The sequence below is a fragment of the Umezawaea sp. NPDC059074 genome (genome assembly GCF_042738955.1).
Classification (GTDB): Bacteria; Actinomycetota; Actinomycetes; order Mycobacteriales; family Pseudonocardiaceae; genus Umezawaea.
In genome coordinates this window covers 1-16,970 of sequence record NZ_JBHYHC010000008.1, presented here as the reverse complement: position 1 = coordinate 16,970, position 16,970 = coordinate 1, and the positions used below count along the sequence as shown (strand labels likewise).

Annotated in this window: 19 protein-coding genes; 7 read left to right on the top strand and 12 right to left on the bottom strand. The window is 70.3% G+C overall.

Translation table 11 applies throughout. From position 1 onward, the window contains the following. The first annotated feature begins 170 nt into the window (after positions 1-170). The gene (eccD, locus tag ACFWW9_RS06010; protein WP_390372068.1) at positions 171-1,565 is read left to right on the top strand and encodes a type VII secretion integral membrane protein EccD; all 1,395 of its coding nucleotides are present in this window, start codon (positions 171-173) and stop codon (positions 1,563-1,565) included. 21 nt (positions 1,566-1,586) lie between these two features. Beyond that, positions 1,587-2,990: a type VII secretion-associated serine protease mycosin gene (gene mycP / locus ACFWW9_RS06005; RefSeq protein ID WP_390372065.1), complete on the top strand. Its 1,404-nt coding sequence runs from the start codon at positions 1,587-1,589 to the stop codon at positions 2,988-2,990. A 3-nt stretch (positions 2,991-2,993) separates the two neighbouring features. Here mycP and ACFWW9_RS06000 read toward each other — a convergent pair whose 3' ends face one another. The 3 genes from ACFWW9_RS06000 to eccB form a co-directional block, all read right to left on the bottom strand. Then, positions 2,994-4,148: a WXG100 family type VII secretion target gene (locus ACFWW9_RS06000; protein WP_390372062.1), complete on the bottom strand. Its 1,155-nt coding sequence runs from the start codon at positions 4,146-4,148 to the stop codon at positions 2,994-2,996. A gap of 8 nt (positions 4,149-4,156) precedes the next feature. After that, on the bottom strand, positions 4,157-4,522 hold the full coding sequence (locus tag ACFWW9_RS05995) for a hypothetical protein (protein WP_390372060.1): 366 nt from the start codon (positions 4,520-4,522) through the stop codon (positions 4,157-4,159). A 66-nt stretch (positions 4,523-4,588) separates the two neighbouring features. Further along, positions 4,589-6,205, bottom strand: coding sequence for a type VII secretion protein EccB (gene eccB / locus ACFWW9_RS05990; RefSeq protein WP_390372058.1), 1,617 nt, complete (start codon positions 6,203-6,205; stop codon positions 4,589-4,591). 161 nt (positions 6,206-6,366) lie between these two features. Between eccB and eccE the strand changes: the two genes are divergently transcribed. From eccE to ACFWW9_RS05965, 5 genes are all read left to right on the top strand, one after another. Continuing rightward, positions 6,367-7,716: a type VII secretion protein EccE gene (gene eccE / locus ACFWW9_RS05985; RefSeq protein WP_390372055.1), complete on the top strand. Its 1,350-nt coding sequence runs from the start codon at positions 6,367-6,369 to the stop codon at positions 7,714-7,716. After that, the gene (locus ACFWW9_RS05980) at positions 7,713-8,438 is read left to right on the top strand and encodes a hypothetical protein (protein WP_390372051.1); all 726 of its coding nucleotides are present in this window, start codon (positions 7,713-7,715) and stop codon (positions 8,436-8,438) included. The genes eccE and ACFWW9_RS05980 overlap by 4 nt, the downstream gene beginning before the upstream one ends. A gap of 252 nt (positions 8,439-8,690) precedes the next feature. Then, complete coding sequence (locus ACFWW9_RS05975) at positions 8,691-10,286, top strand: S8 family serine peptidase (protein WP_390372048.1); 1,596 nt, start codon at positions 8,691-8,693, stop codon at positions 10,284-10,286. A gap of 86 nt (positions 10,287-10,372) precedes the next feature. Next, entirely contained in the window at positions 10,373-11,023 is a 651-nt protein-coding gene (locus ACFWW9_RS05970; RefSeq protein ID WP_390372044.1) for an EndoU domain-containing protein, read from the top strand. After that, positions 11,020-11,316 (top strand): hypothetical protein, encoded by a 297-nt coding sequence (locus tag ACFWW9_RS05965; RefSeq protein WP_390372042.1) that lies wholly within the window; start codon positions 11,020-11,022, stop codon positions 11,314-11,316. Before ACFWW9_RS05970 ends, ACFWW9_RS05965 begins: the two co-directional genes overlap by 4 nt. Before the next feature lie 56 nt (positions 11,317-11,372). Here ACFWW9_RS05965 and truA read toward each other — a convergent pair whose 3' ends face one another. From truA to ACFWW9_RS05920, 9 genes are all read right to left on the bottom strand, one after another. Beyond that, positions 11,373-12,161 carry a tRNA pseudouridine(38-40) synthase TruA gene (gene truA, locus ACFWW9_RS05960; RefSeq protein WP_390372040.1) on the bottom strand — a complete coding sequence of 263 codons (789 nt, stop codon included), beginning with the start codon at positions 12,159-12,161 and terminating at the stop codon, positions 11,373-11,375. A 59-nt stretch (positions 12,162-12,220) separates the two neighbouring features. Continuing rightward, positions 12,221-12,787, bottom strand: a complete 567-nt coding sequence (gene rplQ / locus ACFWW9_RS05955; RefSeq protein ID WP_390372037.1) for a 50S ribosomal protein L17 — start codon at positions 12,785-12,787, stop codon at positions 12,221-12,223. A 59-nt stretch (positions 12,788-12,846) separates the two neighbouring features. After that, on the bottom strand, positions 12,847-13,896 hold the full coding sequence (locus ACFWW9_RS05950) for a DNA-directed RNA polymerase subunit alpha (protein ID WP_106187136.1): 1,050 nt from the start codon (positions 13,894-13,896) through the stop codon (positions 12,847-12,849). Positions 13,897-14,050: 154 nt separating this feature from the next. Further along, complete coding sequence (gene rpsD / locus ACFWW9_RS05945; protein ID WP_259627806.1) at positions 14,051-14,656, bottom strand: 30S ribosomal protein S4; 606 nt, start codon at positions 14,654-14,656, stop codon at positions 14,051-14,053. Between the two features lie 23 nt (positions 14,657-14,679). Then, positions 14,680-15,087 (bottom strand): 30S ribosomal protein S11, encoded by a 408-nt coding sequence (gene rpsK / locus ACFWW9_RS05940; protein ID WP_106187134.1) that lies wholly within the window; start codon positions 15,085-15,087, stop codon positions 14,680-14,682. Between the two features lie 32 nt (positions 15,088-15,119). Continuing rightward, positions 15,120-15,500 carry a 30S ribosomal protein S13 gene (gene rpsM / locus ACFWW9_RS05935; RefSeq protein ID WP_390372033.1) on the bottom strand — a complete coding sequence of 127 codons (381 nt, stop codon included), beginning with the start codon at positions 15,498-15,500 and terminating at the stop codon, positions 15,120-15,122. Positions 15,501-15,717: 217 nt separating this feature from the next. After that, complete coding sequence (gene rpmJ, locus ACFWW9_RS05930; protein WP_010148647.1) at positions 15,718-15,831, bottom strand: 50S ribosomal protein L36; 114 nt, start codon at positions 15,829-15,831, stop codon at positions 15,718-15,720. A 58-nt stretch (positions 15,832-15,889) separates the two neighbouring features. Next, complete coding sequence (gene infA / locus ACFWW9_RS05925) at positions 15,890-16,111, bottom strand: translation initiation factor IF-1 (protein WP_005166804.1); 222 nt, start codon at positions 16,109-16,111, stop codon at positions 15,890-15,892. Between the two features lie 168 nt (positions 16,112-16,279). Then, the gene (locus ACFWW9_RS05920) at positions 16,280-16,729 is read right to left on the bottom strand and encodes a DUF1707 domain-containing protein (protein WP_390372029.1); all 450 of its coding nucleotides are present in this window, start codon (positions 16,727-16,729) and stop codon (positions 16,280-16,282) included. Positions 16,730-16,970 lie beyond the last annotated feature (241 nt).

Here is a 16,970-nt window from a genome sequence, read left to right as displayed (position 1 = left end):
ACCGACACTATGGCGCACTCGTCCGCACGGCGGACTCGGGTCGACGGAAAAACCGGACGAACGTGTTCCCCCGAACCGGCGGTGCGCGCGTGACCGGTGCGGCCATACTAGGGTCGCTCGCCGGGCCGGTGTGCGTGTTCGGGGCGAAAACGGAAACTCAGGAGGTACTGGTGGCGACCGGTACGACGGTGTTCAGCCGGGTGACGGTGGTGGCGCCGCGAACGCGCATCGACGTCGCACTGCCCGCCGACGTGGCGGTGGCCGACCTGCTGCCGATGCTGCTGGACATGGCCAAGGAGGCGACTCCGGACGGCGGTGTGCGGCACGGCGGCTGGTGCCTGGCGAAGCTCGGCGACGCCGCGCTCGACCCCGGCAGGACGCTCGCGTCGCTCGGCGTCGTCGACGGCGACCTGCTCCAGCTCCGGCGGCGCAACGAGAACCCGCCGCCCCCGCTGTTCGACGACGTGGTGGACGCCATCGCGGAGTCCAACCCGGACAGCTTCCGCCCGTGGACCAAGGAGACGGCCCGCCGGTACGGCCACATCGCGGGCGCGCTGGCGCTGATCGCCGCCGCCGTGTCGCTGCTGATGGCGGGCGCGATGACCGGCGGCAGCAGCCTCCCGGTCGCCATCACCGCCGGTGTCACGGCCGTCGCGGCGCTCGCCGCGGGCACGGTCGTGGCCCGCTCGTACAACGCGGTCGACACCGGGGTGCTGATCGCCGCGGCCGGGGCGCTGCCGATGGCGTTCGTCTCCGGCCTCTACATCGTGCCCGGCTCGGTCGGCAGGCCGAACCTGCTGCTGGCCAGCGTGCTGGTGCTGATCTTCGCCTCGGCCGCGATCATGCTGATCGGCCAGGAGATCACGGTGTTCGTGGGCGTCGCGACGGCCGCGGGCCTCGGCGCCATCGCCTTCCTCTTCGCCACGCTGATCGCGCACCCGTCGGCGGGCATCGCCGCGGCCGCCGCGGCGGTCTCGCTGGCGGCCCTGTCCGGCCTGCCGCGGTTGACGATCTCGCTCGCGGGCCTGCCCCGGCCGATCGTGCCCGGCAACGCCGAGGACCTCAAGGAGGACACCGGCTTCCCCGAGTACGCCGTGATCGAGCGGCGCACCGCCACCGCGCACGAGTACATGACCGGCATGATCATCGGCAGCGGCACGGTCGCGGCGGTCTCCGCCGTCATCGCCGCCTCCGACGACTCGATCTGGGGCCCGCTGCTGGCGGGCGTCGTGACCCTCGTCCTGCTGCTGCGCGGCCGGGCCTACGCCAACGGCGCGCAGGCCGTGGCGCTGCTGGCCAGCGGCATGGTCGCGGGCGCGGGAGTGCTGCTCGGCTGGATGATGGGCGCCAGCCCGACGACCCGGCTGCTGTACGTGTTCGGCGCGCTGGTCGTCGTCGCGGCGGGCGCGCTGGTGCTCGGCGTGATCTTCCCCAACCAGAAGTTCTCGCCGGTGCTGCGCCGCACCGTGGACGTGCTGGAAGGGGTCCTGATCGCCTCCGTGCTGCCGCTCGCGCTGGCCGTGATGGACCTCTACACCGTGATGCGCCAACTCATCGCGCCCTGACCCGCGAGGACGCCTACCACCATGCGTGTTTCCCGCACCGTCAAGAAGGCCGCCGCCACCGCGGCGACCGCGCTGCTGCTCGTGACCGGTCCGCTCGCGCTCGCCCCGGCCGTCGCCCAGACCCAGCCGAACTCGGTGCCGCCGCCGGTCGACCAGAGCCTGCTCGAAGCGCCGAGCGAGCCCAAGCCCGACGTGCCGTACACCCGCACGAACAAGGCCTGCATCGAGTCCAACACGGGCGGCAAGCAGGTCGAGACCAAGCCGCACGCGCAGATGGTGCTCAAGCTGGAGGAAGCGCACCGGTTCGCCACCGGCAAGGGCGTGAAGATCGCCATCATCGACACCGGCGTGCAGGAGCACCCGCGGCTCAAGGGCCGGGTCGAGGCGGGCGGCGACTACGTGGCCAACGAGAAGGGCACGACGGACTGCGACGGGCACGGCACCGAGGTCGCGGGCGTCGCCGCCGCCAGCCAGGACCCGGCGACCGGGTTCGTCGGCGCAGCCCCGGACGCGCAGGTCCTGGCCATCCGGCAGACCAGCGACCGGTACGAGTTCAAGGACAACACCGGGGCGGACGCCCGGAAGTCCGCGGGCAAGGTGACGACGCTGGCCTCGGCCATCGTGCGCGCCGTGGACCGCGGGGCGAACGTCATCAACATCTCGCTGACCTCGTGCGACACCCCGAAGGCGCCCAGCGCGGGCGAGCGGAAGCTGCAAGCCGCGATCGACTGGGCCGTCAACAAGAAGAACGTCGTGATCGTCACCGCCGCGGGCAACATCGGCTCCGACGGCACCGGCTGCAAGGACCAGAACGACAATCAGAACCCGGACACCGTGAAGGTGGTCGCGTCGCCGCCCTGGTACAGCAAGGACGTGCTGTCGGTCGCGTCGATCAACGACAAGGGCGAGCCGTCCGGGTTCAGCGTGTGGGGCCCGTGGGTGAGCATCGCCGCGCCGGGCGAGGACATCACCACGATCGACCCCAAGGGCACCGGCCTGACCAACGCCAACGCGAACGACAAGGGCGAGCTGACCACCATCCAGGGCACGTCGTTCGCGTCGCCCTACGTGGCGGGCGTCGCCGCGCTGGTCCGCGAGCGCTACCCCGACCTGACCGCCCGCCAGGTGATGGACCGCCTGACGACCACCGCCCAGCACCCCGGCAACCCGTCCGGCCGCGACCACAAGGTCGGCGCGGGCATGATCAACCCCATCGCGGCCCTGACCTCGGAACTGCCCGCCGAACAGCCGGGCGCGCTGTCACCGCAGGTCGCGCCCCTGATGACGGACCTGGGGCCGGGGATCGCGAAGGACAACACGCCCCTGGTCGTGGCGCTGTCGGGCTCCGGGATCGGCGTGGGCCTGCTGCTGCTGACGCTGTTCGTGGTGCACACGGTCTCGCGCAACCGCTCCCGCCGGGCCTGACCCCTACTCCCCGAGGACGGGGGGCGCGGTCTTCTTCGGCTTGCCGAGCAGTTCCTCGGCGGAGCCAGCGATGCGGACCTTGGACTTGTGCTCCTTGTCGCCGCCCTGCTGGCCGCCCGCGCCACCCATGGGGGCGCCGCCCATCATGCCGCCGCCCGCGGGCTGGCCGCCGGACTGCACGCCACCCGGAGCGGCCGCCGCGGCCGCGGCCGGACGCGTCGCACCCGAGTCGACCGGGTGGGGTTCCTGCACCGCCGTGAAACCGCCGGACTGGGTCGGCCCGGAGGCCGTGCCGCTCCCGCCGCTCTCCGCGGAGCCACCACCGACCGAACCGCCGCCAACCGAGCCACCGACCGAACCGCCGCCGACCGGGAGTTGGCCGCTCATCGAACTCACCCCGCCGCCCACCGGTGCCGTGGCCGCCTCGTGCGCCGCGGCCGGAACGCTCGGCGTCGCCACGCTAGCCGGAGCACCGTGCGCCGCGGCCACGCCGGTCATCGCCTGTGGCCCGCCGCCAGCCTGCCCGGCCGGTTCGCTGAACGCCCAGTTCTGCTCCGGGTAGCGGTGCTCCATCCTCGGGCCGGTGAACGTCCCGTCGGCCCCGCTCAGACCGTCGCACAGCCGGACGAACGCCTCCAGGACGTCCCGCACCGACTCGTACATCTCCTTCGCGGGCTCCTTGAGGTCGTCGAGGTGGCCGATGATCCGCGCGTCGCCGTCCAGCGGCAGACCGGCCGCGCCGGACACCACGTCGGCGGTGTCCTTGAAGACCTCGGACATGTCCGCGACGATGCCGCGCAGGCCTTCGGCGGTCTCGTCCAGCGCGTCGCCCAGCGCGCTCATCGTGTCGGTCAGGTCGTTGCCCGCCAGCCCGACCGTCCTCATGTGGTCCACGAAGGAGTCGGCCGACGCGCCCTGCCACGCGGAGTCCAAGCGCCCCAACGGTTTCAGCAGGTCCTTGGTCACCGCTTCCGCGGCCCGGCCCGCCGCGCGCCAGCGCTCGGCCTCGTCGTGCAGGTCGTTCCAGTCGCCCACGACGGGCGTGAAGTAGTCCTCGACCAGGTCCGCCACGCCGAGGCGGCGGCTGATCTGGGACAGGTAGTCGAGTTCGGCGCTCGCGTCCGACTCGATCCCCCGGCCGTCCTTGCCTCGCTGCATCTCGTCCCCTAGCGGCGGTCGGCCTGCTTGATCACGTGGACGGCCTCGTCCTCGACGCCCCCGTAGTGGCCCGCGACGTCGTGCAGGCCCTGGCCCGCCGCCGTCAGCACCTCGCAGGCGCGGTCCAGCTGCTCCTGGAGCAGCGCGGCGGCCCGGCCGTACGCCTCCGCGCCGCGCACGGTCCGGCCGATCTCGCCGAACGTGCGCGGGCTCAGCGGGGCCTCGCGCAGGTGGGCGCGGGCCTGGCCCAGCTCCTCGGCGGCCTCGTCCACGCGCCGCGCGTACAGCTCCAGCCAGCGGGCGTCCACGGAGACGCCGCCGGACGGGGTCCGCGCGGCTCCCGTGCCGCCCAGACGTCGTGCGACGTCGCTCATGCGTACCTCCCCAGGCCCCCAGCGTGCACCACGACCTCGGACGCCGCCCGGCGCCCGGCGGTTCCGTCAGCCGCCCGCGGTCGTGGCCTTGGCCGCGTCCTCGGGCAGCACGCCGCTCGGGGCGGGCACGGAGTCGTAGCTGCGGCTCGCGGAGTTGCGGTTGAGCTGCGGACCGTCCGGCAGGAGGTTCAGGATGCCCGCGGGGGCGGGCATGAAGCCGTCCTTGCCGAGGCCCAGCCCGGCGCTGGTCGTCGTGTCCGGGACGCCGTACTTCACGCCGCGGCCGGTGATCAGCTGGATCGCGCCGCTGGCGAAGTTCTCCGGCCCGGTCGCGCTGCGCACCACGCCGACCTTGCCCTCGGCCATGATGAACTGGCTGACGACCTCGCCGGTGGCGCCGACCTGGTTGATCTGCACCGGGACGAGGTCCTTGCCGCCGGGCAGCGAGGGCGCGATGGTGACCTCGGTGTGCTCGGACTTGTTGGCCGCGTTCACGTTGTCCGCGCGCCAGCCCAGGCACATCACGACGTTGTCCTCGTTGAGGTCGACGACGTTCGGGACCTCGGTCGGGAAGTCGCTGAAGTTGAGCGGCGAGATCACCTTGTCCACCTCGGACAGCGTGATCTCCTTCGGCGCGGTGGTGCCGCCCTTGAAGGTGAACCGGATGATGTCGGCGACCGCGATCGGCACCTCCTGCATGCCGTCCTGGAGTGCGACGTAGTACACGTCCTTCTCACCGGTGCGGTGCGCCAGCAGGACGTCGCCGACCGAGACACCGCCGCCGATGTAGTTCACCAGCGTGCCGACACCGGGGATGTCGGGGGCCTTGAGGTTGCTCGCCTGCGGGATCGTGTTCAGCAGGCCCGCGCTGATCGGCCGGGGCGTCTTGTCCTGCAACCGGAGCGCGTTGACCAGCTTCTCGTTCGTCAGGTCGACCTCGGCCCGCACCGTGCTGGTCGACGTGAAGTGGCTGTTCGCCGGGGGCTTGTAGACCAGGAACGCCTTCTTGCTGTCCTTGTTGGTCGTCACGAGCATCGCGCGGTTGCCGTCGAGCTGCTTGCCGCCGCCGGAGATGCCCGCGAGGACCGTGGTCTTGAACTTGGTGTTCGCCTCGGGGTCGATCTGCGTGCGGTCGATGGTGGTCTGGTCGCACACCGACCACTCCGCGCCGATCCGCTGGTCCGTGCTGCCGGGCATCATGTCCGGCGCGTCGACGATGCCGGTGAGGCGGCCCTTGGGGATCTTCGCCAGCGTCTTCTCGCTGACGATCTTCAGCTCGCCGCCCGCGATGTTCGCCGGGGCGCTCGCCGAGTCCTGGCCCTCGCCCGCCTTGCTCTTGTCCGGGGTGGTCTCGCCCAGCAGGAGCAGCCGCGCGGACGCGAGGTTGAACACCGGGATCAGCTGGCGCGGCGACTGGCGCACCACGTAGATCTGGCCGCTCTCCTTGCTCATGACGATCTGCGTCTCGCCCTCGAGCTGGGGGTCCGGGGAGAACAGGCCCCACACCAGGAATCCGATCATCCCCACCGCACCGAGGACCACGCCCACGAGCGTCGCGCGGGAGTGGTTGCGCATCGGGTCGTGCAGCATCACCGCGTCCCTGCGGACCAGCGCGGACTGCATCCTGCGCAGCACGAAGCGATAGGCCTGGACCTGTGACTTGGTGGTGGGTGTTGATGCCATTCTCGGCTCGCTGCTCTCCCAGTCGCGGTACGGTTCGGCAGGATATCCCGGTGGAGGTACCTCCGTGGGCGGGTTGACGAGACCCGGCCCGTCCACCTTCGCAGGACATCTTCCTCGTAGTCGAGGCGCACCGAACACCGAGGGGAAAGAGACCAGAACGGATGTCCGTGACCACTCCCCATCAGGGCCCGCCCAACCCTGGCACGGCACGCCCGTCCGGACCTCCGCGACCGGGCGCGCCATCGGGTCCCCCGCCCGCCGCCACGCCGCCACGCCCGGTGGGCCGCGCGCGCCGCCGTCCGGTGGGGGCGAGCCTCGGGGCGCTGCCGGTCGCCAACCTGGTCGTCCTGGAGGTCGGGGTCGCGATCGGGCTGGTGCTGCTGGCCATCTCCCTCGACCTGAAGTACGTCGCGGGCGGCATCGCGTTCGTCGCGCTGGTGCTCGCGTTCGCGCGCAGGCGCGGCCGCTGGCTGACCCAGTGGATCGGCCTGACCTTCCGCTACAACTTCCGCTCGCACACCCGCACGGCCAAGCGCGACGCCCCGACGGAGATGAAGCCGCCGTCGGAGGAGGAGACCTCGGTCATCGGACCGGAGGACCCCCGCGTCGCCCTGCTGCGGCTGGCGGTGCCGGACCTCGTCGTCGCCCACGGCCAGGACCACGAGCGCAGGCCGCTCGGCCTCGCGTGGCACCAGGGCGCGTGGACGGCCGTGCTGCTGGTCGACCCCGTGCCGAGCCTCATCACCCCCGTCGGCAGCGCGCCGAGCCTGCCGCTGGGCGCGCTCGCCCCGTGCCTGGAGGACCGCGGCGTGGTGCTGGACGCCATCTCGGTGATCTGGCACTGCTACCCCGGCAGCGCGGCCCTGCCGCCCGGCTCCCCGGCGCTCGCGTCGTACCTGGAGGTGCTCGGCCCGCTGCCCGCGGCGGCCAGGCGCACCACGTGGATCGCGGTCCGGCTCGACCCCCAGCGCTGCGCCGCGGCGATCCGGGAACGCGGCGGCGGTGTGGTCGGGGCGCACCGCGCCCTGATCGGCGCCCTGTCCCGCGTGCGCAACGCCCTGGAGTCGGCGGGCGTGACCATCCGCCCGCTGGACCCGGACGAGCTGATCCGCGCGGGCATCTCGGCCGCCGAGCTGACGGCCGCCGCGGCGGGCACGAACCCCGTGTCGCTGCGGGAGAAGTGGTCCGGCGTGACCGCGGGCGGCGTCGGGCACGCCAGCTACGCGATCACCGGCTGGCCGTCCAAGGGCATGCGGGAGAACCTGAACTCGCTGACCGGCGTGCGCGCGCTGTCGTCGACGCTGTCCATGTCGATCTCGCCGAGCAGCGAGGACGGCCAGATCGGCCTGCGCGGCCTGGTGCGCGTGAGCGCCCGGACGCAGACCGAGCTGGACAAGGCCGACGACCGGCTGCGGACGTTGAGCGACAAGCTGGACATCACCCTCACCCCGCTGCGCGGCCTCCAGGTCGCGGGCCTGGCCGCGACGCTCCCGCTGGGAGGCGTGGCATGAGCACCTCCCGGTTGATGGACACGCGGCGCGGCAAGCGCATCGCGCCCGAGTTCCTGGTGTCGCCCGCGATGCTGGACGTGGTCAGCCCCAGCGGCGACCGCGGCGGCATGGTGCTCGGCTCCGGCCTGAACGGCGAGCCGCTGACGATCTCCGTGCTGCGGTCCGCGCCGACCCGCATGGTCGTCGTGGGCGGCCTCTACCTGGCCCGCCAGGTCGCGCTGCGGGCGATGGCGACCGGGGCGTGGATCACCATCGCCACCGGCAGGCCCGCCGCGTGGCAGCCGGTCATGCGGGCCGCGGGCACCGGTTCGGACGGACGGCCGTCGCCGTTGGCCCAGATGCGCAGGCTCAGCCCCGTCGAACTGCCCCGCCCGTCGGAGGACGCGCCGCTGCTCGTCGTGCACGACGGCGGCCACGTGCCGCAGGAGCTGTTCCCGCCGCGGTCGCCGTGGCAGACGACGATGTACGTGCTCCCCTACCTGCACCCGCAGGCGACGAACACGGCGTCGTCGGCGGACCTGGTGCTGGTGCAGCGGTTGCCGGTCGGGCAGGCCCAACTGGCGGGTCAGATCTGGCGGTTGCCGCCGCAGATGGCGCACCAGCTGACGACGTTGAAGGACGACCAGGTGATCGCGCTCGGCCAGAACCTGTGGCGGCCCTTGCGCTTGGTCACGACACCGGGTGAGACGCAGATCCTCGGGGCCGTGCGCCGAGGAGACTGATCTTTCCCATTGTTCGAAACCGTTGTGCCCCGGTCCGATCAGGACCGGGGCACAATTTTTTGCGCGTGTCGATCAGCCCCGCGAAGCAATTCATTCACAGCCGAAGTAAATCTGTGGACATTTCATGGACCGGTTTATCCCGCGAAATTCTTGCGCTGCCCGACGCGAAAGAACTATCAACTGCCGTAGGGCACGGAGCGGATCGGTGACGACACGCTCCGTGTACACCCTGCGACGAGGGAGAACCCAGATATGGGAGACGTTCGGGCATCTTGGGCGAGAAGGGCGGCCGTCGTCGGACTGGCCACCACGACCGCGGTGGCGATCACCGCGGCGTTGACCGGCGCGACGGCCGGCGCGGCCCCTGAGGGCGCGATCCGCGGCATCGGCGCCGCGAAAGCGCTGAAGGACAGCTACATCGTGGTCCTCAAGGACACCGACTCCAGCGGTGTCGGCGCGAAGACCGCGAGCCTGAGCGCCAAGTACGACGCGAAGGTCAAGCACACCTACCAGAGCGCCGTCCGCGGCTTCTCCGCGACGATGACCGAGGCGCAGGCCCGCAAGCTCGCCGCGGACCCGTCGGTCGCCTACGTGGAGCAGGACTCCGAGGTCAGCGTGTCCGACACGCAGACGCCCACGACGTCGTGGGGCATCGACCGGATCGACCAGCACGCGCTTCCGCTGGACAACTCCTACACCTACCCGAACAGCGGCGAAGGGGTGACGGCGTACATCATCGACACCGGCATCCGCTTCAGCCACAGCGAGTTCGCGGGCGGCCGGGCGGTCTCCGGCATCGACACCGTCGACAACGACAACGACGCCACCGACTGCGCGGGCCACGGCACGCACGTCTCCGGCACCGTCGGCGGCACGAAGTACGGCGTGGCGAAGGCCGTGAAGCTCGTCGGCGTCCGCGTGCTCAACTGCGCGGGCTCCGGCACCTACGAGGGCGTCATCGCGGGCATCGACTGGGTCACCGCGAACCACCAGGCCAACCCCGGCCCGGCGGTCGCGAACATGAGCCTCGGCGGCGGCGCGAACGACACCGTCGACCTGGCCGTGACGAACTCCATCGCCTCCGGCGTGACCTACGGCCTCGCCGCGGGCAACAGCTACGGCGCGGACGCCTGCAACACCTCGCCCGCCCGCACGCCGAACGCCATCACGGTCGGCGCGACCGAGCGGACCGACGTCAAGGCCGTGTACTCCAACATCGGCACCTGCCTGGACATCTTCGGCCCCGGCACGGACATCACGTCGTCCTGGCTGACCGACGACAACGCCAGCAACACCATCAGCGGCACCTCGATGGCCACGCCCCACGTGGTCGGCGCGGCCGCGGTCTACCTGGCCTCGCACCCGGCCGCCACGCCCGCGGAGGTCCGCGACGCGCTGGTGGACGGCGCCACCCCGAACGTCATCCCGGACGCGGGCGCGGGTTCGCCGAACAAGCTGCTGTTCCTGGTCGGCGGCACCACCGGCCCGCCGCCCACCGGCTGCACCGCGCAGACCAACGACACCGACGTCGCCATCCCGGACCACGGCGCGGGCGTGACCAGCTCGATCACCATCTCCGGGTGCGCGGGCAAGGCCGCGAAGGCCGCCAAGGTCGAGGTGCACGTCAAGCACACCTACCGCGGTGACGTGGAGCTGGCGCTCATCACGCCGAGCGGCGCGGTCCGGACGCTGAAGGTGGCGAACGGCAGCGACAGCGCGGACGACGTGAACGCGACGTACACCCTGGACGTGTCCACGGACAACGCCAACGGCGAGTGGAAGCTCCAGGCGAAGGACTGGTACGCGCAGGACACCGGGTACATCGACAGCTGGAAGCTGACGATCTAGTCCCCGCACGCCACAAGGACCCCCGTCTCCTCGCGACGGGGGTCCTTGTCGTTGTCGCTAACCTCGACACCCTGGGAGGTCGAGGGTTGTCGACGTTCGACGAGGTCGCCAAGGTGTGCCAGGAGGTCGTCGGGCTGACCGCCGACCTCGCCGCCCGGCTGCGCGCGCTGGACGACCTGGCGGACGTCGCGCCCGTGCTGGAGCGGACCGTCGCGGGCGCTGTGCAGGACCACGTGGGCTTCACCGCGGCGGGCGCGCCGGTGTACCCCGTGCCGACCGCTCCCGAGCCGTTCACGCTGCCGCGCTGGTCGATGCCGGACCCGCTGCACACGCACATCTTCGAGGGCCACCGCCGCAGGCTGCGGCTCCTCGGCTACCACCACCACTCCGGCGGCCGGATCGACCTGCTGGGCCGCACCACGCCGGACCTCCACCACGTCTACGAGGCCCGCCTGGAGCACGTGCTGCCGGACGGCCGCACCGCCGCGAAGGTCAACAGCTCGTTCTTCCCGGACCACTGGTCCAGGCACGAGGTGGCGCACGCGGTCCGCTGCGCCTTCCAGAACCGCGTCCCGGTCGTGCGCGACGACGGCAGGCCCACCCTGTCGCAGTGGGAAGGCCGCTACCGGGGTGTCCTGATCCGCGGTTTCGTGACCGCGGGGCAGGATTCCCGGACAGCCGCGTTCGACGACGTGAGCACCGCGTGGCCGGTGTACGCGCCAAGGGAGGCCCCGTGAAGGTCCGGTTCACCCGCAGGGACGACGGCACCGTCGCCATCCACCCGGACGACGACGCCGCGGCCCTCCACGACTTCCTCAAGGACGTGCCCCGGCGGTACCTCGTGGAGGCCGCCGACGCCGCGCGCGACGCGCCGGACGACGACCAGAGCTGGGGCGGCGACTACACGACGGCCGTGGTGCGGCAGGACGACGTGCTGGTCCTGAACGAGTACACCGACGAGGAAACCGTGCTCAGCCGCGAGGAGTTCGTCGAGGTCGTCGAGGCTTACCTGGGATCACTGGACGCCTAGCGGCGGATTCCCGCCGGAAAGGCCGAGCGCATTGATTCTCCGACTGGAAACAACAGTTAACCCAGCACTCGCACATTTCGGGTAATGGCGGAGCGGGCGGCCAATTCGCTGTCCGGCGGGTAGTCGACGCGGACGAGGGCGAGGCCGTGCGGGGGCGCCACGGTGACCTGGCTGGAACGCTCGGTGGACGTCAGCAGGGACGCGGGCCACGCCGGGGGCTTGCGGCCCTCACCGACGGCCAGGAGCGCCCCCACGAGGCTGCGGACCATGGAGTGGCAGAACGCGTCCGCGGACACGTACGCGGTCAGCACGCCGTCCTCGGCGCGCGTCCAGTCCAGGCGCTGCAACTCGCGGATCGTGGTCGCGCCCTCGCGGCGGCGGCAGAAGGCGCAGAAGTCGCGCTCGCCCAGCAGCAGCGCGGAAGCCTCGACGAGGGCGTCCAGGTCCAGCGGGCGGGGCCAGGAGAGGGTGTCCAGGCGGCGCAACGGGTGCGCGCCCGCCACGGCGTCCGTGACGCGGTACTCGTAGTGCCTGCGCATCGCGGAGAACCGGGCGTCGAACTCCGGCGGCACGATCCGGGCCTCGAACACGCGGACGTCGGCCGGAAGGGCGCGGGACAAGCGCTTGGGGAGCGCCGAAACGTCCACTGTGGACGGCAGGTCGACGTGGGCGACCTGGCCGGTGGCGTGGACCCCGGCGTCGGTGCGGCCCGCGACGGTGAGGCGGACGTCCTCGCGGAGCACCATCGACAGGGTGTCCTCCAGGACACCGCAGACGGTGCGGCGGCCCGGCTGACGGGCCCACCCGGAGAAGTCGGTGCCGTCGTAGGCGAGGTCGAGGCGCACGCGAACGAGCCCGTCGTCCCCAGCGGGGACAACGGGCTCGTCTGCGATGAGCGGGTCCGTCAGGACTCGTCCTTCTTGTCCTCGGCCTTCGGGGCCTCGTCAGCACCCTCGGCGGGGTCCTTCGCGGCGTCCTTGGTGGCGGACTCGGGCGCCTCGGCGTCCTGGTCCACGACCTCGGCCTCGTCGGACTCGACGGCGGCCGGAGCGGCAGCCTTCTCGTCCTTGGCGAACTTGGTCTTCCGGGCCGCCTCGGCCTCGGTGGAGACCAGCTTCTGCTGCACCAGCTCGATGACGGCCATGGGGGCGTTGTCGCCCTTGCGCGCCAGCGTCTTCGTGATGCGGGTGTAGCCGCCGTTGCGGTCGACGAAGAACGGGCCGATCTCCGCGAACAGCTTGTGGACGACGTCCTTGTCGCGGATGACCTTCAGGATCTCGCGACGGTTGTGCAGGTCGCCGACCTTGGCCTTGCTGATCAGCTTCTCGGCGTACGGCCGCAGCCGCTTCGCCTTCGCCTCGGTGGTCGTGATCCGGCCGTGGGTGAACAGCGCGGTGGCCAGGTTGGCCAGCATGAGCCGCTCGTGGGCCGGCGACCCGCCGAGACGGGGTCCCTTAGTGGGGGTGGGCATCGCTTGCTCCTCGGATTACTTTCTGATCCTCTGCTCCGGCCCAGCCGTTGTCACGGCCTTCAGAGCTGCTCGGTCTCCGCGTAGTCCTGACCGTCGTCGTGGGTGTCCACGCCGCCGTCCGCCCAGCCCTCTGCCGGGTAGTCGGCAGCAGCGGCGGACGGGTCGAACCCAGGGGGGCTGTCCTTCAGCGCCAGGCCGAGACCGACGAGCTTCATCTTGACCTCGTCGATCGACTTCGCGCCGAAGTTGCGAATGTCCAGCAGGTCCGCCTCGCTGCGCGAGACGAGCTCGCCCACCGTGTGGATGCCCTCGCGCTTGAGGCAGTTGTACGACCGCACGGTGAGGTCGAGGTCCTCGATCGGCATCGCGAACGCCGCGATGGTGTCCGCCTCGGCGGGCGAGGGGCCGATCTCGATGCCCTCGGCGTCGATGTTCAGCTCGCGGGCGAGACCGAACAGCTCCACCAGGGTCTTGCCTGCGGACGCGACCGCGTCCCTCGGCGTGATGGACGGCTTCGTCTCCACGTCGAGGATCAACTTGTCGAAGTCGGTGCGCTGCTCGACACGGGTGGCCTCGACCTTGTAGGTCACCTTCATGACGGGCGAGTAGATCGAGTCAACCGGGATGCGGCCGATCTCGGCGCCGGCCTGCTTGTTCTGGACGGCGGGGACGTAGCCGCGACCGCGCTCGACGACGAGCTCGATCTCCAGCTTGCCCTTGCCGTTCAGGGTGGCGATGTGCAGGTCGGGGTTGTGCACGGTGACACCGGCCGGGGGCACGATGTCGCCTGCGGTCACCGCACCAGGGCCCTGCTTGCGCAGGTACATGGTCACCGGCTCGTCCTCCTCGGAGCTGACGACCAGCTCCTTGAGGTTCAGGATCACGTCGGTGACGTCCTCCTTGACACCGGGCACGGTGGTGAACTCGTGCAGCACGCCGTCGATGCGGATGCTGGTCACGGCTGCGCCGGGGATCGAGGAGAGCAGGGTGCGGCGGATGGAGTTGCCGAGGGTGTAGCCGAAGCCCGGCTCGAGCGGCTCGATCACGAACCGAGAGCGGGTCTCGTTGACGGACTCCTCGCCGAGCGAGGGGCGCTGGGAAATAAGCACTGGGTTCTTCTTTCAGCTCAACGACGCCCGCTATTTGACGCCGAGGGACAGCCACCGGTCGCGGAGACCGGCAAACACGTGCGGCACACCATTCGCGCCGCCGTGGGACCCGACTCCGGCCAGCCACCTGGAGTGGTGGCCGGCCGGAAGAGGATCACTTCGAGTAGAGCTCGACGATGAGCTGTTCGGTCACCGGCGTGTCGATCTGCGCCCGCTCCGGAACCTGGTGGACCAGGATGCGGAGGGTCGAGGGGACGACCTGGAGCCAGCCGGGGATCGGACGGTCACCGAAGGTGGCCTTGGCGACCTCGAAGGGCAGCGTCGGCAGCGACTTCGGCTTCACGTCGATGATGTCGAACTTCGACACCCGGAAGCTGGGGATGTTGACCTTCTGGCCGTTCACGATGAAGTGACCGTGAGCGACGAGCTGGCGGGCCATCCGACGGGTGCGGGCCAGACCGGCCCGGTACACCACGTTGTCCAGACGGGTCTCGAGGATCTGCAGCAGGTTCTCGCCGGTCTTGCCCGGGCGACGAACCGCTTCCTCGTAGTAGCGGCGGAACTGCTTCTCCAGCACGCCGTACGTGTAGCGAGCCTTCTGCTTCTCCTGGAGCTGAAGCAGGTACTCGGACTCCTTGATCCGACCGCGGCCGTGCTGGCCGGGCGGGTAAGGACGACGCTCGAACGCCTTGTCGCCGCCGACGAGGTCGACCTTGAGCCGGCGCGAGATGCGCGTTGCTGGTCCCGTGTAACGAGCCATGGTTTCTTACTCCTCCCCGTGCCTCAGACCCGGCGCCGCTTGGGCGGGCGGCAGCCGTTGTGGGGCTGCGGGGTCACGTCCTGGATGGTGCCGACCTCGAGGCCAGCGGCCTGCAGCGAACGGATCGCGGTCTCCCGGCCGGAGCCGGGACCCTTCACGAAGACGTCCACCTTGCGCATGCCGTGCTCGGCGGCCTTGCGGGCAGCGCTCTCAGCAGCCATCTGCGCGGCGAACGGCGTGGACTTGCGAGAGCCCTTGAAGCCGACGTGTCCGGCAGACGCCCAGGCGATCACGTTCCCGGTCGGGTCGGTGATCGACACGATCGTGTTGTTGAACGTGCTCTTGATGTGAGCCTGGCCGTGCGAGATGTTCTTCTTTTCCTTGCGCCGGACTTTCTTGACCCCGGCGCCCGTGCGGGACTTGGGTGGCACTTCGGTGATCTCCTACCTAAAGACGCGAGGTCTTACTTCTTTCCGGCCTTCTTCTTGCCGGCGACGGTCTTCTTCGGCCCCTTGCGGGTACGCGCGTTCGTCTTGGTGCGCTGCCCGCGGACGGGCAGGTTGCGACGGTGGCGCAAACCCTCGTAGCAGCCGATTTCCATCTTCCGGCGGATGTCGGCCTGAACCTCGCGGCGAAGGTCACCCTCAACCTTGAAGTTGGATTCGACGTACTCGCGCAGCTTCGCGAGGTCGTCGTCACCCAGGTCCTTGACCCGGAGGTCAAAGCTGATCCCGGTAGCGGTCAGCAGCTCTTTCGAGCGCGTGCGACCAATACCGAAGATGTAGGTCAGCGCGATCTCCATCCGCTTTTCGCGGGGGAGGTCGACGCCAGCGAGTCGTGCCATACGGCGCTTGCTCCTAACAGGTGTCTCTCCAGGTCTGCTCCTCGTCCGGTTCCGGGACTGACTCGCTGTGCCGTTCCGCGTGCTTTCGCACGTGGTGTCCCGGCCCCGGCCTGGAGTCCGGGGGTGCGCCAGGCGTCGGAACGCCTGGCAGGTACGAGGAGGCTTGACTACTTGGTCGCGTCCATCTGAGGACCGCGACGAAGTGGCAAGGGGGAGATCAGCCCTGACGCTGCTTGTGACGCAGGTTCTCGCAGATCACCATGACTCGCCCGTGACGGCGGATCACCTTGCACTTGTCGCAGATCTTCTTGACGCTCGGCTGAACCTTCACGCCTGAGCTCTCCTGCTTTGCCGCGTGCCCGAGGCGGCTGCCCCGAGCACCGTGGAGGTCACTTGTAGCGGTAGACGATGCGCCCTCGGGACAGGTCGTAGGGCGAGAGCTCCACGACAACCCGGTCCTCAGGAAGGATGCGGATGTAGTGCTGACGCATCTTGCCGCTGATGTGTGCCAGGACCTTGTGACCGTTCTCCAACTCGACTCGGAACATCGCGTTGGGGAGCGGCTCGACTACGCGGCCCTCGACCTCAATGGCCCCGTCCTTCTTGCCCATGTCCTCCGCGTTTCGTGACGGTGGTATTCCCGGATGTGGACACGCGCGACCCCGACTCCGACCGGCCCTTGCGAACCCTGGACACCTGGAGCTCGACCATCGCTGGCCACCATCACAGGCATGACGGAACCGGCGCTACGTGTGCGCCACCTACCCATAGTACGCAGTTCAGCCCCGCAACCCAAATCGGGTCATCCGCCCTGCAAGAATCAACGCCCCCCACGGCCCGGCCACCCAGATCCACCACGGGTACACCAGCTCCAGGTTCGTGATGCTGACCAGCCCCCAGATCACAAAATTGATCATGCTGGCAGCAACCCAAGCCCGAAAGAAGAACCGCGCGGCCTTACCGGACTCGGCAACCTCACGCGGTTCAGGCTGGTAGACGACCTGGTGCTGATAGGTCGGAGGCGGCGGAGACGCCTGAACCTGCCCATCGGGCAGGTCAGCGATGAGCACGGCCAAGTCCGCATACGTTTGCGCCACCCAGACCAGCCGAACCCGCTCATCGAACTCGGCCAGATCCAACCGCCCCTCAGCCTGCGCACGCGCCAGGTGCTCGACAACCGCTTCGCGGTCGTTGTCAGCGGCCCTCATGGTGGGCGTGTCGTCGGTCACGCAGTCGATGGTCGCGCGGGTCGGGGGCTGGGACCATGGGGCTAGCCCCCGTGCTTCGGGGTGAACGTTTGCCGGGGTTCGGGGTTGGGCTTGCGGCCGCCGCTTCCAGCCTGGCTGGTTGGCGGCTACGGCTTCCAGCCGGGCCACCGGGCGGCTTCGGCTCTCAGCGTGCTGTGTCCGATTTGATTTGGGGCCCCTAGATTTGCCCCTTGATCGGGCCAAAAGGCAGTGCCCCAAAGCC

Excerpts from the sequence above, each read along its gene's own strand:
- mycP (WP_390372065.1), top strand. The coding sequence starts at position 1,587 with ATGCGTGTTTCCCGCACCGTCAAGAAGGCCGCCGCCACCGCGGCGACC.
- ACFWW9_RS06000 (WP_390372062.1), bottom strand. The coding sequence starts at position 4,148 with ATGCAGCGAGGCAAGGACGGCCGGGGGATCGAGTCGGACGCGAGCGCC.
- ACFWW9_RS05995 (WP_390372060.1), bottom strand. The coding sequence starts at position 4,522 with ATGAGCGACGTCGCACGACGTCTGGGCGGCACGGGAGCCGCGCGGACC.
- eccB (WP_390372058.1), bottom strand. The coding sequence starts at position 6,205 with ATGGCATCAACACCCACCACCAAGTCACAGGTCCAGGCCTATCGCTTC.
- eccE (WP_390372055.1), top strand. The coding sequence starts at position 6,367 with ATGTCCGTGACCACTCCCCATCAGGGCCCGCCCAACCCTGGCACGGCA.
- ACFWW9_RS05980 (WP_390372051.1), top strand. The coding sequence starts at position 7,713 with ATGAGCACCTCCCGGTTGATGGACACGCGGCGCGGCAAGCGCATCGCG.
- ACFWW9_RS05975 (WP_390372048.1), top strand. The coding sequence starts at position 8,691 with ATGGGAGACGTTCGGGCATCTTGGGCGAGAAGGGCGGCCGTCGTCGGA.
- rplQ (WP_390372037.1), bottom strand. The coding sequence starts at position 12,787 with ATGCCCACCCCCACTAAGGGACCCCGTCTCGGCGGGTCGCCGGCCCAC.
- rpsD (WP_259627806.1), bottom strand. The coding sequence starts at position 14,656 with ATGGCTCGTTACACGGGACCAGCAACGCGCATCTCGCGCCGGCTCAAG.
- rpsM (WP_390372033.1), bottom strand. The coding sequence starts at position 15,500 with ATGGCACGACTCGCTGGCGTCGACCTCCCCCGCGAAAAGCGGATGGAG.
- infA (WP_005166804.1), bottom strand. The coding sequence starts at position 16,111 with ATGGGCAAGAAGGACGGGGCCATTGAGGTCGAGGGCCGCGTAGTCGAG.